This window comes from Paenibacillus sp. FSL L8-0470 (genome assembly GCF_038008625.1).
GTDB lineage: Bacteria > Bacillota > Bacilli > Paenibacillales > Paenibacillaceae > Paenibacillus_AQ.
The window spans coordinates 5,535,741-5,551,351 of sequence record NZ_JBBOZM010000001.1 but is presented as its reverse complement, the minus strand read 5'-3'; the positions used below and the strand labels follow the sequence as shown (position 1 = coordinate 5,551,351).

Below are 15,611 nucleotides of genomic sequence, written 5' to 3'. Positions count from 1 at the left end.
TGACCTCCTGAATATAAAAAATCAATTTTGTTATATTATAAAGCAAAACTTTTAGATTGTCTCCGCTTCACTCCAAAGGTAAGATCGATTTAGATAAAGGAGTGAAGTCAAATGCCAAAATCTGAACAGCTTATAAAACTGCTCCCCGGTGAATATTGGTGGGGCGGCCGCACTGCAGATGGCAGAAGCATGCCTTATGGTCTTACTTTGTTCAAGGCTGATCTGGATGAGAACCATCACGGAAATCAGGCCTGTCCGCTGCTGATATCCAGTAAAGGAAGATATCTGTGGAGTGAAGAGCCGTTTGAGTTTCAGTTTGAACCGGATTACCTGACGGTGGCCGGAAAGGGAGATCTAATTACTGGAGAAGGATATGACAGCTTAAGAGGTGCGTTCGGGCATGTATCCCGAACCTTCTTTCCGCCTGCTCCAGGCATACCCGAAGAACTGCTGTTTACCGCTCCGCAGTACAATCTGTGGATCGAATTGCTCTACGAGCCGACTCAAGAAAAAGTATTGCAGTATGCCCGAAAGGTACTGGATCTCGGGATGCCTCCGGGGGTCATCATGATTGATGACAACTGGCATGAGCCTTATGGCACTTGGGTCTTCCATTCCGGCAGATTCCCCGATCCAGCGCGGATGGTGCAGGAGCTTCACGCCATGGGCTTCCAGGTGATGCTATGGGTATGTCCGTTCATCAGCCCGGATTCGCTGACGTTCCGCAAGCTTGAACTGGCTGAACTGCTTTTGAAGGACAGGGATGGAAAGACCGCGATCCGCAAATGGTGGAACGGTTATAGTGCAGTACTGGATTGTACTAATCCCGAAGCTGTGAAATGGATTCACGACCGGCTTGATACGTTGCAGCACGAATATGGGGTTGACGGCTTCAAGCTGGATGCCGGTGATGCGGATTTCTATGAGCCTGATGATCAGGCGTTCATTCCTTCAACCCGCAGCGGGCATAGTGAAGCATGGGCTAGAGTCGGCCTGAAGTATAGGCTGAATGAATACCGTGCCTGTTGGAAGCTGGCTGGACAGCCGCTCGTGCAGAGGTTAAAGGATAAGAGCCATGAGTGGCAAGGCAACGGACTTGATGCTTTGATCCCTGACGGACTGGCGCAGGGTCTGCTGGGTTATGCATACACCTGCCCGGATATGATTGGCGGAGGCGAATACATGAGCTTTACTTCGGCCCAGTTTGATCCGGAGCTGTTTGTCCGTTATGCTCAGTGCTCAGCGCTATTCCCGATGATGCAGTTTTCTGCGGCCCCTTGGCGGCTGCTGGATGAGACCCATTTAGGCTACTGCGTAGAAGCAGCTAAGCTTCATGCTCAGTATGGTGATGAGATTCTTGAGCTTGCCCGGCATGCATCCCGCACAGGTGAGCCGATTATGCGCCATATGGCATATGAGTTTCCCGGACAAGTCATTGAGCCTGTTCAAGACCAGTTTATGCTGGGAAGCTCTATCCTCGTTGCTCCGGTCATAGACAAAAATGTACGTAAGCGCAGCATTGTTTTTCCCGAAGGAAGCTGGACCGGGGATGACGGGAGCGTGGTGGAAGGGCCGATAATCCATGAAGTTGAAGTGCCTCTGAGCCGGCTTCCGTATTACCGGAAGGGGTAAGACTCAGCTGCAATGATAATATGCATATAAAGAGAAAGCCGGCCTTGGTTGTCAAAACCAAGGCCTTTTTTTCAAATACTGCTATTCTTGTAATCGCTTGGACTAAGACCGGTGTGCTGCTTAAAGACCTTGCTGAAATAATAAGGGTCCAGATAACCGACATGCTCAGCAATGTCCTTTATTAGTACGAAAGGGTGTTCCCGGATAAAACGGCAGGCCGCTTCCATCCGCAGCTGAACCAGATAATCTGAAATAGACAGCTGAAAAGCTCTTTTAAACACCCTGTTCAAATAGGCGGGATGCAGTTCAAAGATATCAGCGATACCTGGCAGAGAGATGTTCTCACGAAAATGATCATTAATGTACTGTTTAGCATCCTTCGCCCAATCACGCTGCAGATTCCGCTCTTGTTCGGAACGGAAAAAGTAACTGCTCCATATCTCCCGTACCTGCATTTGAAGTTCGGCCATTGTACGCAGCTTCCATACTTCTTCGGTCAGCTCCTGCTCCATCGCTTGCTTAAGGTCAAAGTGAAAATCAGACGAATTTGTAAGCTGGCTGTGCAGGGAATGGGAGATGTGAAGCAGGAGTTTCTCCCAGCCTCTTCGTGTCACAGGAAGCTGTTCACGGTATTCTCCGGCAAACAGAGTATCGATCTCTTTAACAAATAATTGCTTCTGCTGCTTGATTATAAAGTGCGCGAGTCTCATCCATGCAGGTTGCAGAGACTCCAGAAGCAAAGGGAATTCTTCAAGTGTGGAATCGGCCAGCTCAAAACAATGTCCTTCAAAGCGGCTCTTGAGCGGAACGAGCTTACGGCAACGGCCCAGCAGCTCCGGAATAGGCACAAAACCTGCCGGGGAGAAAGCCAGGACAGAGGTAGCACCTGTATTATGTAGAGAACGGGTAATCAGATGAATCCACTCCAGATGACGATCCTTAGACCAGGAGTGGACGCCGATCAGCATTATTGCTTCCGCAGTTGGAGAAGGAAGACGTGTACACTTTTCACCTGTGTTTAGGAGACTGCTGCAGAATGTCTGGAAATCATCAGGTATGTCTCCAACCGGCGACCAGGCATAAATCAGTACGTAGTTCCCATAATAGAAAAGCTCGCGCGCGACTTCCATCCAGGCGGATTCCTGGCTGAAGAGCATGTCTGGCGAATCCACAATAAGTCTGGTCACTTCACGTTCCAGCAGCGTCTGATTGAGCATTAACCGGTCTTTCATTTTGAATAGCAGGTCACTGATTTCCTCGTCGGCAGCAGGCTTAAGAAGATAATCCGTAATGCCGAGTTTGATAGCCTCCCTGAGATAGGAAAAATCATCATGGCCGCTTAGAATTGCGCACTGGATATCAGGCAGCTTTTGCCTGACCTTCCCGATCAGCTCGATCCCGTCCATGACCGGCATCCGTATATCGGTGATCACAGCATGCGGCTGTGTCCAATGTAATTCCACAAGCGCATCTTCTCCGTTATTGTACATCCCGACCACTTTGAAATCGGAGCTTAAATGATTAATTTTCTCCTTCAAATAACGCAGGATACGGGGTTCATCTTCTACCAGTATAAGCCGGAACATAAGGTTACCTCCTGACTGTGATTGTAAATTCCATACCATCGTTCCGATTGCTGAGGGCAAAGCTGACGTTTGAATTCCAGAAGAGGCGGCAGCGGGTCAAGGTATTGATAATTCCCATATGGCCCAGACCCTTCGTTGACAGCTTGTCAAGCTGCCGGATTTTTCCTTGATTGAGCTCATCGATAAGAGTAACAGTATCCTCATATGCAGAAGCAGTGAACCCTGAACCGTTATCGCGGATTCTAATTTCCCAGGCTGAAGCCTCAGTACTTGAGGTGGTGACTGTAATGTTAATCATCCATGGAGGACGCGCATGCTTGAAGCCATGTACAAATGAATTCTCAACCAAAGGCTGCAGTAAAAATTTCGGCACTTGTTCCCCTTCCATACACGGATCAACGTCCACAGTGAATGAAAATTGTCCATCATACCGAAATTCCATTAGCTCCATATATTGTACGGTATAATGAATCTCCTGCTTGAGCGTAACGTAGTCGGCCATTGAATTCGTAGAATAGCGAAGCATGCTGCTGAGCTTCTGGGTGAGCAGTGTGAATTCCCGGAATCCGGTTTCTTCGGCGTAAGATGCTAAGGCAGTGAGGGTGTTGAATAGAAAATGAGGATTTATTTGAGCGTACATCGCCTGTAAATGGGCTACATTTTCTCTTTTTTGAGCCTGCAGCACATCACTCAGAGAATGATTTAGCCTGACTTTCATCTCTTCAAAGGTTTCGTACAGCAGACTCATTTCTGTAATATTTTTTAGTTTTTCAACACTTGACGTATTGACGTTATCAACGTTCAGTTTTTCCAGCCGCTTTTGCAAATACCGGATCGGAGAGGCAATCCGCTCAGAGAGAGCATAGGCGATTATCAGCGAGACGATTTCTCCAAATACAGCCAGAATAAGTGTTATGCGCTGCAGATGGGTGATCGGTGCCATGACCTCAGATTTTGGCTGTTCGATTAGGACGGTTAGTCCGCTGAAGTCAGACCTCATTTGGCTCCATAGCATTTTAGTATTACCGTCTGAGATCATGATTTCTGTATTGCTGCCAGGCCACCGGGGAATAGCTGGAGGGCTGGCAGCGGTTTCAGAATTAGGGTAAAATACTTCCCCTTTGTCGTTAATTACATATACATGCGTAGCCGAGTCCGCTTCACTACTGCCAAGCTCCAGAGTATCTGATAACAGTTCGAGAGGCTGCTGTATTTCGACCACTGCCTCAGGCTGATTGTTAGGGAAATTAAAGCTCCGCACTAGTGAGAAGTACACAGAATGGTCTTCCTGCCACTCACTAACATGAGGAGGTAGCAGCAATTTATCGCCGCTCAGATTAAGGGCATCGCCAAGCCACTCTGCTTTTTGGATCTGATTCTTGATATCATGGGCGGTATCCATGTTCTGGCCGTAAGTGAGAAAGAAACCGTCACGGGCGATAATATTAATCTGTGAGGCGATAAACCATGGACCATTGAAGGACCGCAGCAGTTCCTCATATTTTTGGCGTTTGGAGAAGTTTTGAAACGATGAATCATCGTTCATTCCTTCATAGAGATAATTCTTAATGTCGGAGCTGTAGATCACCTGGGCTGAAATCCGGTCCATATCTTCGATTACGTTATCAAGTGCCTCTTGGTACCGGTACAGCTGCTGTCTGTTGGTTTCTTCAACCCGGCTTATTAAATCCTTCGAGGATTGATAGTAAAAGAGAGAAGCACTGCTGACAACTAAAATGGAACTGAGCAATGTAAAGTTAAGAAAGAGCCGTGTTTTTATGCTAAGCTGCAATTCTAATCCCTCCCATAATGTAGTTTATCATATGAAATCGGGATATCACCGGCAGGTTCGGATTTTACAGGAGTCAGGTTCACTTTTTCCATTCCGCATTTACAGTAAGAGCGTTACTATATAAAAGCGCCAATGATTAATAAATGGAGGGGTTCAAATGAGAAAGTTTCACTTATCTGCAGCCGTGCTTTTGGTAAGCACCATGCTCTTGTCTGCCTGTGGCAGCGGGAATAATAATTCATCCGTTAATCAAACAGGAACATCCGGTACAGAGGAGCAGGCAAGCAAGCCGGTTACCTTGAAGGTACTGGTAGCCAGCGACTGGCTGAAAGAGAAGAAGTGGCAGCAGGTGTTTGATGATTATGAAGCCAAAACAGGCAACAAGCTGGATATTCAGAGCGCACCGGTTAACAGTTACCAGGATCTTGTAAATACCCGTCTGGCCACAGCTGATGCGCCGGATTTGCTATTTTACTGGAGTCAGGCAGGACGCATTAAGCAGCTGACACCTGAGAAGAATCTGCTGGACCTCAGCAATGAAGATTATGTATCCCGGATTAACCCGGCTGTTTCGAAATATTTCCTGAAAAGTGAAGGGAAGCTGTATGGCATACCGGTGACCGGGCTCAGTGTTTCCGGAGTTATCTATAACAAAAAGGTATTCAATGATCTCGGCATCCAAATTCCGCAAACGTACGAAGAATTCCTTGCAGCCTGCGACAAGATTAAAGCAGCGGGCATAACCCCGGTATACGAAGCAGGTAAAGAAGGCTGGCCGCTTCAGATCTATACGTTCAGTGCTATGGCTAATGTAATTAATTCACAGCCGGATTTAATGGACAAAATCAATGCTAACCAGACAAGCTTTGGTGAAGTGCCTGAATACGTAGATGCGCTCCAGAAGCAGGCCGACCTTAAAGAAAAGGGATACCTGAATAAGGATCTGTTCTCCGGCACCTATGATATGTCACTGGAACAGGTGGCTACCGGCAAATCGGCGATGATCTTTGAAGCGGACTGGGCGATTGAACCGATTATCACTAAATTTCCGGATGCGGAAATTGGAATGTTCCCGCTGCCTTGGGGCGGCAACAACATTGCAGGGATAGCTGATCCGAATGGGCTTTATGTATTGAAGAAATCCAAAAATCTGGAGGCCGCGAAAGGGTTCCTCGATTTCTTTGCCAGCGAAGAGGAGTTGTCGACGTATTTCAGCTCGGTCAAATCCATTCCAACCTGGACTGGGGTCAATGTTGAACTGAATCCGGGTACATCAGATATGAATTCTTATGTGGAAGAAGGCAAGGCGGCCCCATTCTTCAATTCACTTGCAGCAGTAGATATCGGCGACTATCAATCCCTGTTACAGCAAATGTACGGCGGACAAATGTCGGCTAAGGATGTTGCAGAAGCGCTGCAGTCAAACTTTAATAAAGGGGCAAAGGCAGCCGGTCTGGCCGGCTTCTAAATATATGCCCTAATGGAAGGATGGTGAGGAACGATGCTGCACCGAAAGATGTATCCTGTATGGCTGATCGCTCCGGCCCTGATTATATACGCGGTACTGTACATTTATCCAACGTTGTCCGGATTCTATTATTCTTTCACGGACTGGTCCCCCTATAAAGAAACAATTAATTTCATAGGTCTGGATCAGTTCAAGGAGCTGTTCGGCTCCAAAGCTCTGTATACCATTATGAAGCACACGGTGATTTACGCGGCAATCGTAACGATTCTGCAAAATGGAGTAGGGGTTGTGCTGGCCCTGTTTCTGAATGCGCCGCTGGCCGGCCGGAATTTCTTCCGCAGTATGTATTTTCTGCCTTGTATCCTCAGTGCACTGGTTGTCGGTTACATGTTCACAACAGTGCTTCACCCGGACGGGATCTTTAATCATCTGTTAGGAGCGATCGGTCTTTCTTCCTGGGAAAGAGACTGGCTTGGTGATCCCAAAATTGCCCTATATTCAGTTGCATTTATTAACGTATGGCAATGGGCCGGTTCGTCTATGGCGCTGTACCTGGCAGGCTTACAGGGAATCTCAAAGGATATGCTCGAAGCTGCCGTTATTGATGGGACGACCTATTTTCAACGTCTCCGGTATGTAATTATCCCAACGCTGTCTCCGGTGGTGTCTACCAGTGTGATGCTGAGCATGATTGGCTCGATGAAGGCGTTTGAATTGATCTATGTCACCACAGGCGGCGGACCAGGCGGAGCAACCGAAGTAATGAACATTCATATCTACAAGCAATTCGGCTCAGGTCTTTACGCATACGGCACCGCAGCCAACGTAGTGCTCTTCGTCTCCGTAGGTATCGTATCCATCGCGTTAATGAAGCTGCTGCAAAGAGGGGAGAACGCTGCATGAAAAGGCAATTAGGCCCTTGGCTGTTACGGACCGTTATCGCGATACTCGGCAGCCTTATCATTGTTCTGCCTTTGCTGCTGGTATTCCTGGGCTCACTGAAAACGCCGGCGGAAGCAGCAAAGCTTAGTCTCAGTCTGCCCACCGAATGGATGTGGTCCAACTATAAAACGGTCTTCATAGAAGGCCGGCTGCTGAACGGCTTCAAGAACAGCGTAATCGTAACTGTAGGCACTGTAATTCTGGCTGTTGGCGCCGGCTCGATGACCGCTTACTTTATATCCCGGCGTCATGGCAGCTGGGTACAGTATTTGTTTTTCGTGTTCTTTGCCGGTATGATTGCACCCCCGTCGATGATCCCGACCATAAAACTGATGCAGGCGCTGCATATTTCCGGTGAATTCATCGGTCTTATCCTTTTCCTAACCGCATTATATCTGCCGCTGACCATCGTCATTATGAGCGGTTTCGTGAAAGGGCTACCAAGGGAGATTGATGAAGCGGCAACGATTGACGGAGCCGGCAGCTTCTACACCTTCACCCGGATCATTTTCCCGCTGCTCAAGCCGTCCATTGCGACGGTGACCGTATTTGTAGCGATATACGCATGGAATGACTTTTTGAACACGCTTTACATTATCAGTGACAGTAATAAATGGACGCTGCCATTCTCTGTTTATAATTTCGTGTCACAGTATGGGACCGAGTGGCAGTTTGTATTCGCAGATTTGTTGTCCGTCATGGTGCCCATCCTGATCATATACCTCTTCCTTCAGCGTTATATCATTGAAGGCATGACGGCAGGATCGGTAAAAGGATAGCTAAATCCAAAAGAGAGCCGGAAGGCTCTCTTTTTGGTGCAGATTATTTCTCTTTATTTATGCGATAATCCCGGGGATTACTTCCCATGACTCTACGAAACACTTCCCGGAAATGTGCTGCATCCCGGTAGCCGATGATTCTGCTTATAGAGCTGATGGTGTGATCCGAATTCCTTAACAACTGACAGGCCAGTTCTACCCGTCTGTGCTGTAAATATTCAGAAAAGCTCATACCTGTTATTGTACGGAACAAACGAATGAAGTTACGCTTGCTCATTCCGGCCTCTGCAGCTAAGTTCTCTACCGTCAGAGGCTCGGTAAAGCGGATATCGATCTCCTTTAGGATACGAAGAAGCTCGGTTCTGCCGCTTGAATTTGCATGAAATGAAGCTTCAGTATGCTGCGCTTTTGTAAGCATCCTGTGGATTTGTACCGACAGCTGCAGAACACCCGAGAAAAGACCGGCTTCAAAGCCGGAAAGCTTTGCCGTGTATTCCCTGTGCAGCAGCTCAAACAAATGTGCTAACTCCATTTTCTGATCCATAAGAGAAAGGTGGGGATTTGACCTGCCTTTAAATATGGATATGGCTTCAGTGTCACCATAATATCCAATCCAGGAAGCAAGCTCATCAATGAATTCGGGCCGTATGCAGAGATTGTAAACAAGAAGTTTATGCGGATTCGCGGGGCTGGTGGGCCGGAACAGATGGGAAGTGCCTACCGGCAATATATAAAGGCTGCCTTTACTGGTTTTCTCTACACCGGTGCCTATATAGTGAAAGCCTTCACCTGATAAGACATAGACAACTTCAATATAGGCATGATTATGCTCCCTTAGTTCAAAGCCCTCCTCGTATCGGTTTACAAAGAGGGGGAAATTTCCCTGGAAATGCTCAATGAAATCCGAATGATAAGCGGGAGCTTTGTCCGCCTTTTTTAAACGTTCATATGGCTTGCAAGGCTTGTCACTATAGTCCATGTTGAATGTCACTTCTCCCTAGCTCAATATAAAGTGACTTTAGTATACAATCGATATTAAAATAACGAAAGGGGATATACTACGTGGGAAAATCAGCACAAGAGCAGCAGGCAACCTGGATATGGTATCCGGGAGATTTCGAGATTAGATTAAATGAAAAAATGGCTGTCAAGCGAACAGCACGTAAAGGTGCCTATCCCTCTTACTGGAGACTGGACCGCCACTATTCTAATATTGAATTCCGGTTTACGTATGATCTGCCCCAAGAGGAGTCAATTAGAATCGCTGCCGAAGGGATATTTGCCCTATATCTTGACGGGAAGGATAACTACCGGAATAATCAATCCCTAATCCTACTGCCAGCTGGCAAGCATGAAATTTCGATAAGCTTATTTAATGACACAGAGGTTCCGGCTTTATTCATTGAGGGCGATCATATCTGTACTAGTTCATCATGGGAAGTCAGATCTTATCAGAATGACTGGGTTAATGCAGGCTCCTGGACATTTAACTCACCCGGCCAGCCTCCTTCTCAATTCCGGCTCGCCTTGACTCCACAAGAGCCCATTCTCTCTGAGTTAAGAGACGGATTTCCTTTACTGGATTTCGGCAAGGAGACCTTCGGATACTTGCGCTTTCATGGTTTGAGCGGACAAGGGAAATTGAGCATTTCTTATGGTGAATCCATAGCTGAGGCATTGTCCCCGGATGAATGTGTCCTTATTGATGAATTCAATGTTACTGACATGATCGCAGGTACAGAAGAAGGCAGTTATACGCTTAAGAATGCTAAAGCTTTCCGGTATGTCTGGGTCCAAGCGGATGCAGAGGTTCACTGGCAAACTGTATCAATGCTCTATGAATATGTTCCCGTTACCTACCGGAGTTCGTTCCAGTGCTCAGACCCGAAAATTAATGAAATATATGATATGTCACTTTATACGCTGCATTTAAACACACGCGAATTTTTCCTGGATGGCATCAAACGTGACCGCTGGGTATGGTCGGGTGATGCATATCAGGCTTTCCTCATGAACTATTACAGCTTCTTTGATCTTGACGTAACCCGCAGAACACTTGTGGCGCTAAGAGGTAAAGATCCTCTGACCATGCATATTAACACAATTCTGGACTATTCTTTGTACTGGTTCATTTCTTTGTATGATTATTATATGTACACCGGTGATCTGGATTTCATTAGAGTGAACTACAACCGTGCGGTGTCACTTATGGATTTCTGCCTCCAGCAGAGGAATGAAGAGGGGTTGATCGTAGGCCGGCCGCAGGACTGGGTATTCGTGGATTGGGCAGATTTCTCTAACGAGGGTGCAGTGAGTACGGAACAGATTCTGTTATCACGCGGGCTTGAAGCCATGTGCCAATTTGCCGGCTTGCTTGGGGATGACGAGGCTTCAGCCTCTTACGGAAAGCTCGCAGAAGAGATTATAGCAGCAACGCTTCATCTGTTCTGGGATAAGGACAAAGGCGGCCTGCTTCATCATCGCGTGGATGGAGAGACCCTGCCGGAGTTAACCAAGCATGCCAACATGTTCGCCATGTCTTATGATTATTTATCTGCTGAACAACGGGACAGCGTCATTCGTAATGTTATGCTGAATCCGGAGGTTCCGCAGATCCGGACTCCATACATGCGCTTTCATGAATTAGCTGTCCTATGTGAGAGCGGGCAGCGTGAGTACGTCCGCAATGAGATGTTGTCCTATTGGGGCGGAATGATTGATTTAGGGGCAACTACATTCTGGGAAGAGTACGATCCAACCCAAACGGGTGATACTCACTATGGAATGTATGGAATGCCGTATGGAAAGAGCCTGTGTCACGCATGGGGGGCAAGTCCTATTTATCTGCTGGGCAAATATTTCCTTGGGGTCAAACCCTGTGAGCCGGGTTATGCTGTATTCATCGTAGAGCCTCATCTTGGCGGTTTGGAATGGTTAAAGGGAACGGTCCCGATTGCAGATGGAGAAGTTGAAGTCGATATGAATGAACAGCGGATCCGCGTCCGGTCTACGACCGGACAAGGCCTGCTTAGATACCGGACAAATGGACAACCACACGAAGCGGTTATCCCTGCAGATGGGGAATGGCTGGAAATCCGGCTCAAAGATTGAGGATACATGTTCACATTTTACATGCGGCAGGTTCGTATTTTCCATTCCTTACAGAAGGACTGTCAAGTAAGATGTAGGGGTCTTAGGACACCGCGCTATGACATTTCAGACATGTAATTGAGAGTTATATGCCGAAAATGTGAAAGGATGGTAAAATTTGAAAGAACAAAAAAGGAAGCAAGCCTTGGGAACTGTGGCGATAGTAAAGCGTGTTGCCGGAAGATTATTCGTAATGGTGATGATACTTAGTCTGACGGGGGGACTTTCACCCTTTACAGGCTTTGCAGGAGCAGAGGCATCCCCTATTACACCGGCTGGCCCAATCGTCGACGCACCTATTATGGGCTGGAACTCATTTGATTCTTTCTATGACAGCACGGATTTAAATGAAGCAAATGTGAAAGCGGTTGCAGATTATATGGCTGCAAATATGAAGGACAGCGGATACCTCTATATTAATCTGGATGGAGGCTGGTGGAATAACCAGGGCGGAAGCGGAGTGGTGCTTGTTGATGAATATGGACGGCCGGTTCCGGGAGCTGTGAGATTTCCGTCTGCTAACGCTGATGCGGACGGGGACGGGAGAACGGACGGGTTAAAGCCGCTTGCCGACTATATTCACAGCGAGGGATTAAAGCTTGGCATCTATGCTACGAGGGGGATTCCCAGAGCTGCGAATAATTCAGCGGTTACAATAGAGCCTGGGGCGACTGCAGCAACAGCTTCAGCTACCGGACAGCAGCTTACCCGGCTTACAGGAGCACAGATTACCAATATCAATGATATTTGTGCCTGGTCAAATGATAATTATGGATTGAATTGGGATGATTATCCAAATGAAGCCCTGGCTTACTATGTGTCTCTGTTCCAATTATGGGAGGACTGGGGCGTCGATTTAATTAAGATAGATGATCTGAACGACAGTACAAATGCCAAATATACTGCATATCCGAACGGGACTCCCCCGTATCGCCAGGCCGATATTGAGGGGTATGCTAAAGCCAGAGAAATTGCCGGCAGCGATATCGTTATAAACGGTTCGCCTGGAAGAGGATTAACTGGTGAACGTGTGGATAATATCCTGAGCCAGTTGGACACCATGCGTGCCAGTGCCGATGTATGGGATACTTGGGCTGATGTGAACAAGCTGTTTACTCCAGCGAAGGACTACGCGCAGTATACCTATACCAAACCGGGCAAATATATGGATCTGGATATGCTGCCGTTCGGGACATTGAAAGACAAGACCAATAATCCCTATCGTTCAAGCAAGCTTACCAAAGACGAAGCTGCTACTTCTATGACCCTGCATTTGATTGCGCGCTCGCCGATTATTATGGGCGGAGTCTTATACAAGCTGGACATGAGCAATGAAATGGATCAGTTTACGTTTGAACTGCTCACCAACAAGGAAGCGATTGCTGTTAATCAGGAGGGCACGAATCAGAAATCGTTTTATGATGCCGGAAATATCACCAAATGGGTCTCGGATGCAGCGGATGGTTCGAAGTATGTCGCCTTATTTAACCGTAACGGCAGCGCAGCTAATATTAACTTCGAATTTGCTGACCCGGAGATAGGCCTGGCCCCGGCGGACACGTACAATGTTAGGGACTTGTGGGCAAAAGAGTACGTAGGCTCCTTCACCGGAAGCTATTCTATCAACGTTCCGGCCCATGGGGCGATGTTATATAAAGTCATTCCGGCTACGGATGCAGAGGCCATTCCTGCTGTGAGCATTGCTACACCCGGTGCTTCGGTACCTGCGGGAGAAAGTACGACGATCACTACGACTCTGACGAATAGCGGCATTAAGAATGTCAGCAATGTAACGGTAAATCTCGAGGTCCCGGGCGGATGGTCAGCGGTGCATGCGGCAGGAAATACCCGCACGATTGCATCGCTGGCAGTAGGTCAATCGAAGACGATACAATGGCAGATTCATGTGCCGGACAATGCAGCGGTTACAGATAATATTGTAACAACAAAGGTTCAATTTGCGGATGGCGGGACGTCTTACAATAAGCAGATCAGCACTCCGTTCACGGTGATTCCGGCGGTGATTCCGGAAGGGTTCTCTGATGATTTCTCAAATGGGAAAACAAGCTGGACGGACACCGGGGCAGGCACCTGGACTGTAGCTGATGAAAGCGGCAATAAGGTGCTGAAGCAAACGGCGTCCACCGCGGGAACTTCGACTACAAGGAATGAGTATCGGACTTCTGTAACAGGAAGAACCTGGATGGATGCAATCTACGAGGTTGATGTCAGATACGATGGTGTGTCCCGAAGTAATGATCTATCGAACTGGTCTACACTCATGTTCAAAAAAGCTGCGCAGGACAACAGCTTCCGTCAGGATACCTACTATCTGTATTGGAGAATTAACGGGCAGCTTACCCTTGTCAAAGGTGCTGCGGGTACGATACTCGGAACCTATCAGGCCCCTGCCTTGAGTACTGCAACAACGGCAAGCAGCTGGCATCATTTGAAGGTTGCCAATATTGGAAACCGCATTCAGGTATACATTGACAACAATAGCACTCCGGTTATTGATGCTGCGGATTCTTCTTCCCCTCTGACAACCGGTTACGCCGGCCTGGGAGCCAGTTCCAGTGCCTGGAGCTTTGATAATTTCAGCGTCAGGGTTGAAGGGGATTTGGTGCAACCGTCAGGGGCGTATGACCTGAATTCGGAAAAGGCGGATGATCCGGATAATGTCATTAAGATTCCCGTTGTCCTGTTTAACAAGACCGTATGGAATACGTATCTTATTGACAGTGAAGGGAAGCAGATAGAGTTAGGTCTCAACGATGGGGATGATTATGAAGTTCTGGATTCAAATTATGTGAAGACATACAAATTAACCCGGGATCTCTTGAGCAGACTGGAGAAGGGCACTTATACCTTTCGCATGGCCTTATCTGATGCAGGTACAGTAGATTATACGCTTACCATAATGGATACGACCTCCAGAGCTCCGGTAACGAATACTGCAGGGAGTGCAGTGACTACCTACGACGGGAATACAATTAATCTCGCGGAAGTCAGTGGTCTGTTTGACGTTGACAGTAACGCAGGAGAGCGGACATTCAGTATAGAGGCCGGCGGAGCTGCAACCGGAGAGGGGGCAATTGCTGCAGACCATAAGACATTAACGGTTACGAAGCCGGGCACCTTTATAATCGGACTTGTGACTGCTAAGACAGCTACTCATGAAGCAGGAGAAAAAGTAAACGGCATATTAACTGTGAACAAGGGGAACGCCTTTGCACAGACATATAATATTGATATTTCAGCTGCAGACACCAGCGAGGGCACCTTGGATGTCAGTACGCTTACCGGCGCACCTGCGAGTGTTACCAATTCAAACTATACGCTTGGAGCATACACAGATTCCGAAGGCATATTAAACGGAAATCCTTCACTATCCGGCACCACACTAACCTATCAGGGTACGGCTAAGTTATCCGGTACGGCAACACAGCTTATACTGCTCAAGAGTGACACCTATGCCGATTCGACGATTACGATAACCTTTACGGCTACACCCGCTGACAACACAAATCCTAATCCGGCCACCGGTGCTCCAGGAACTCCAGTATTATCCGATAACAACGGACAAGATACCGGGCTAAGAGACGGGGATTACACGGTAACCATGAATCTGTGGTGGGGCAACAACGGAACCCGGTTCAAGCTGTACGAGGATGGAAATCTGATTAAGGAAGTTCCGCTGGCGGACCAGTCTCCTTCAGCCCAAGCCGTGCGAATTGACATTACAGGCAAGAAAAACGGCACTTATGTCTATACCGGGGAACTGAGCAATTCGCTGGGCACGACGAAGAGTTCTCCGCTGACTGTAGCTGTCATGGACGCGTCACCGGGGCAGGCAGTGCTCTCAAGCGATAATTGGGACGGAGACGGTAATTATAACGTCAGCATGAATCTGTGGTGGGGCACGAACGCTACAGAGTACGTGCTTTACGAGAATGGAACATTGGTAGAAACGCAAACGCTGGAAGCCCGCTCGCCAGGAGCCCAATCTGCAGTAACTGTGGTATCCGGTAAAGCTCCGGGAATCTATGAATACGAAGCCGTGTTGCGTAATCCGGCGGGTGAAACCAAAACCTTGAAGATGACCGTAAAGGTCCAAAAGTAAAATTGTGAATTAATGAAAGAATGTACTTTACAGGGGGCAGCTGATTATGTATTGTGATCGGCTGCCCTATGCATATGCAATCATGTTGTTAACCCTGTAATGTTTTTATATATGATTATATGATTCCCGTTACAATCTC

General features: G+C 47.6%; 9 protein-coding genes. 6 read left to right on the top strand and 3 right to left on the bottom strand.

The window, feature by feature from the left end; genetic code table 11:
- The first annotated feature begins 111 nt into the window (after positions 1-111).
- Positions 112-1,632 carry a glycoside hydrolase family 31 protein gene (locus NST99_RS25335; protein ID WP_341095333.1) on the top strand — a complete coding sequence of 507 codons (1,521 nt, stop codon included), beginning with the start codon at positions 112-114 and terminating at the stop codon, positions 1,630-1,632.
- A 71-nt stretch (positions 1,633-1,703) separates the two neighbouring features.
- On the opposite strand, the gene NST99_RS25330 is transcribed toward NST99_RS25335, so the two are convergent.
- Entirely contained in the window at positions 1,704-3,218 is a 1,515-nt protein-coding gene (locus tag NST99_RS25330) for a response regulator (RefSeq protein ID WP_341095331.1), read from the bottom strand.
- 4 nt (positions 3,219-3,222) lie between these two features.
- Positions 3,223-5,010, bottom strand: coding sequence for a sensor histidine kinase (locus NST99_RS25325; RefSeq protein WP_341095329.1), 1,788 nt, complete (start codon positions 5,008-5,010; stop codon positions 3,223-3,225).
- A 157-nt stretch (positions 5,011-5,167) separates the two neighbouring features.
- Between NST99_RS25325 and NST99_RS25320 the strand changes: the two genes are divergently transcribed.
- The 3 genes from NST99_RS25320 to NST99_RS25310 are packed head-to-tail and all read left to right on the top strand — an operon-like array spanning position 5,168 to position 8,199.
- Complete coding sequence (locus NST99_RS25320; protein ID WP_341095327.1) at positions 5,168-6,478, top strand: ABC transporter substrate-binding protein; 1,311 nt, start codon at positions 5,168-5,170, stop codon at positions 6,476-6,478.
- Between the two features lie 33 nt (positions 6,479-6,511).
- A complete protein-coding gene (locus NST99_RS25315) occupies positions 6,512-7,381 on the top strand; it encodes a carbohydrate ABC transporter permease (RefSeq protein ID WP_341095325.1) in 870 nt (289 codons plus the stop codon).
- The gene (locus NST99_RS25310) at positions 7,378-8,199 is read left to right on the top strand and encodes a carbohydrate ABC transporter permease (protein WP_341095323.1); all 822 of its coding nucleotides are present in this window, start codon (positions 7,378-7,380) and stop codon (positions 8,197-8,199) included. Before NST99_RS25315 ends, NST99_RS25310 begins: the two co-directional genes overlap by 4 nt.
- 43 nt (positions 8,200-8,242) lie before the next feature.
- On the opposite strand, the gene NST99_RS25305 is transcribed toward NST99_RS25310, so the two are convergent.
- Complete coding sequence (locus NST99_RS25305) at positions 8,243-9,178, bottom strand: AraC family transcriptional regulator (RefSeq protein ID WP_341095321.1); 936 nt, start codon at positions 9,176-9,178, stop codon at positions 8,243-8,245.
- 83 nt (positions 9,179-9,261) lie between these two features.
- Between NST99_RS25305 and NST99_RS25300 the strand changes: the two genes are divergently transcribed.
- Complete coding sequence (locus NST99_RS25300) at positions 9,262-11,310, top strand: alpha-L-rhamnosidase-related protein (RefSeq protein WP_341095319.1); 2,049 nt, start codon at positions 9,262-9,264, stop codon at positions 11,308-11,310.
- 157 nt (positions 11,311-11,467) lie between these two features.
- On the top strand, positions 11,468-15,472 hold the full coding sequence (locus NST99_RS25295) for an NEW3 domain-containing protein (RefSeq protein ID WP_341095317.1): 4,005 nt from the start codon (positions 11,468-11,470) through the stop codon (positions 15,470-15,472).
- Positions 15,473-15,611 lie beyond the last annotated feature (139 nt).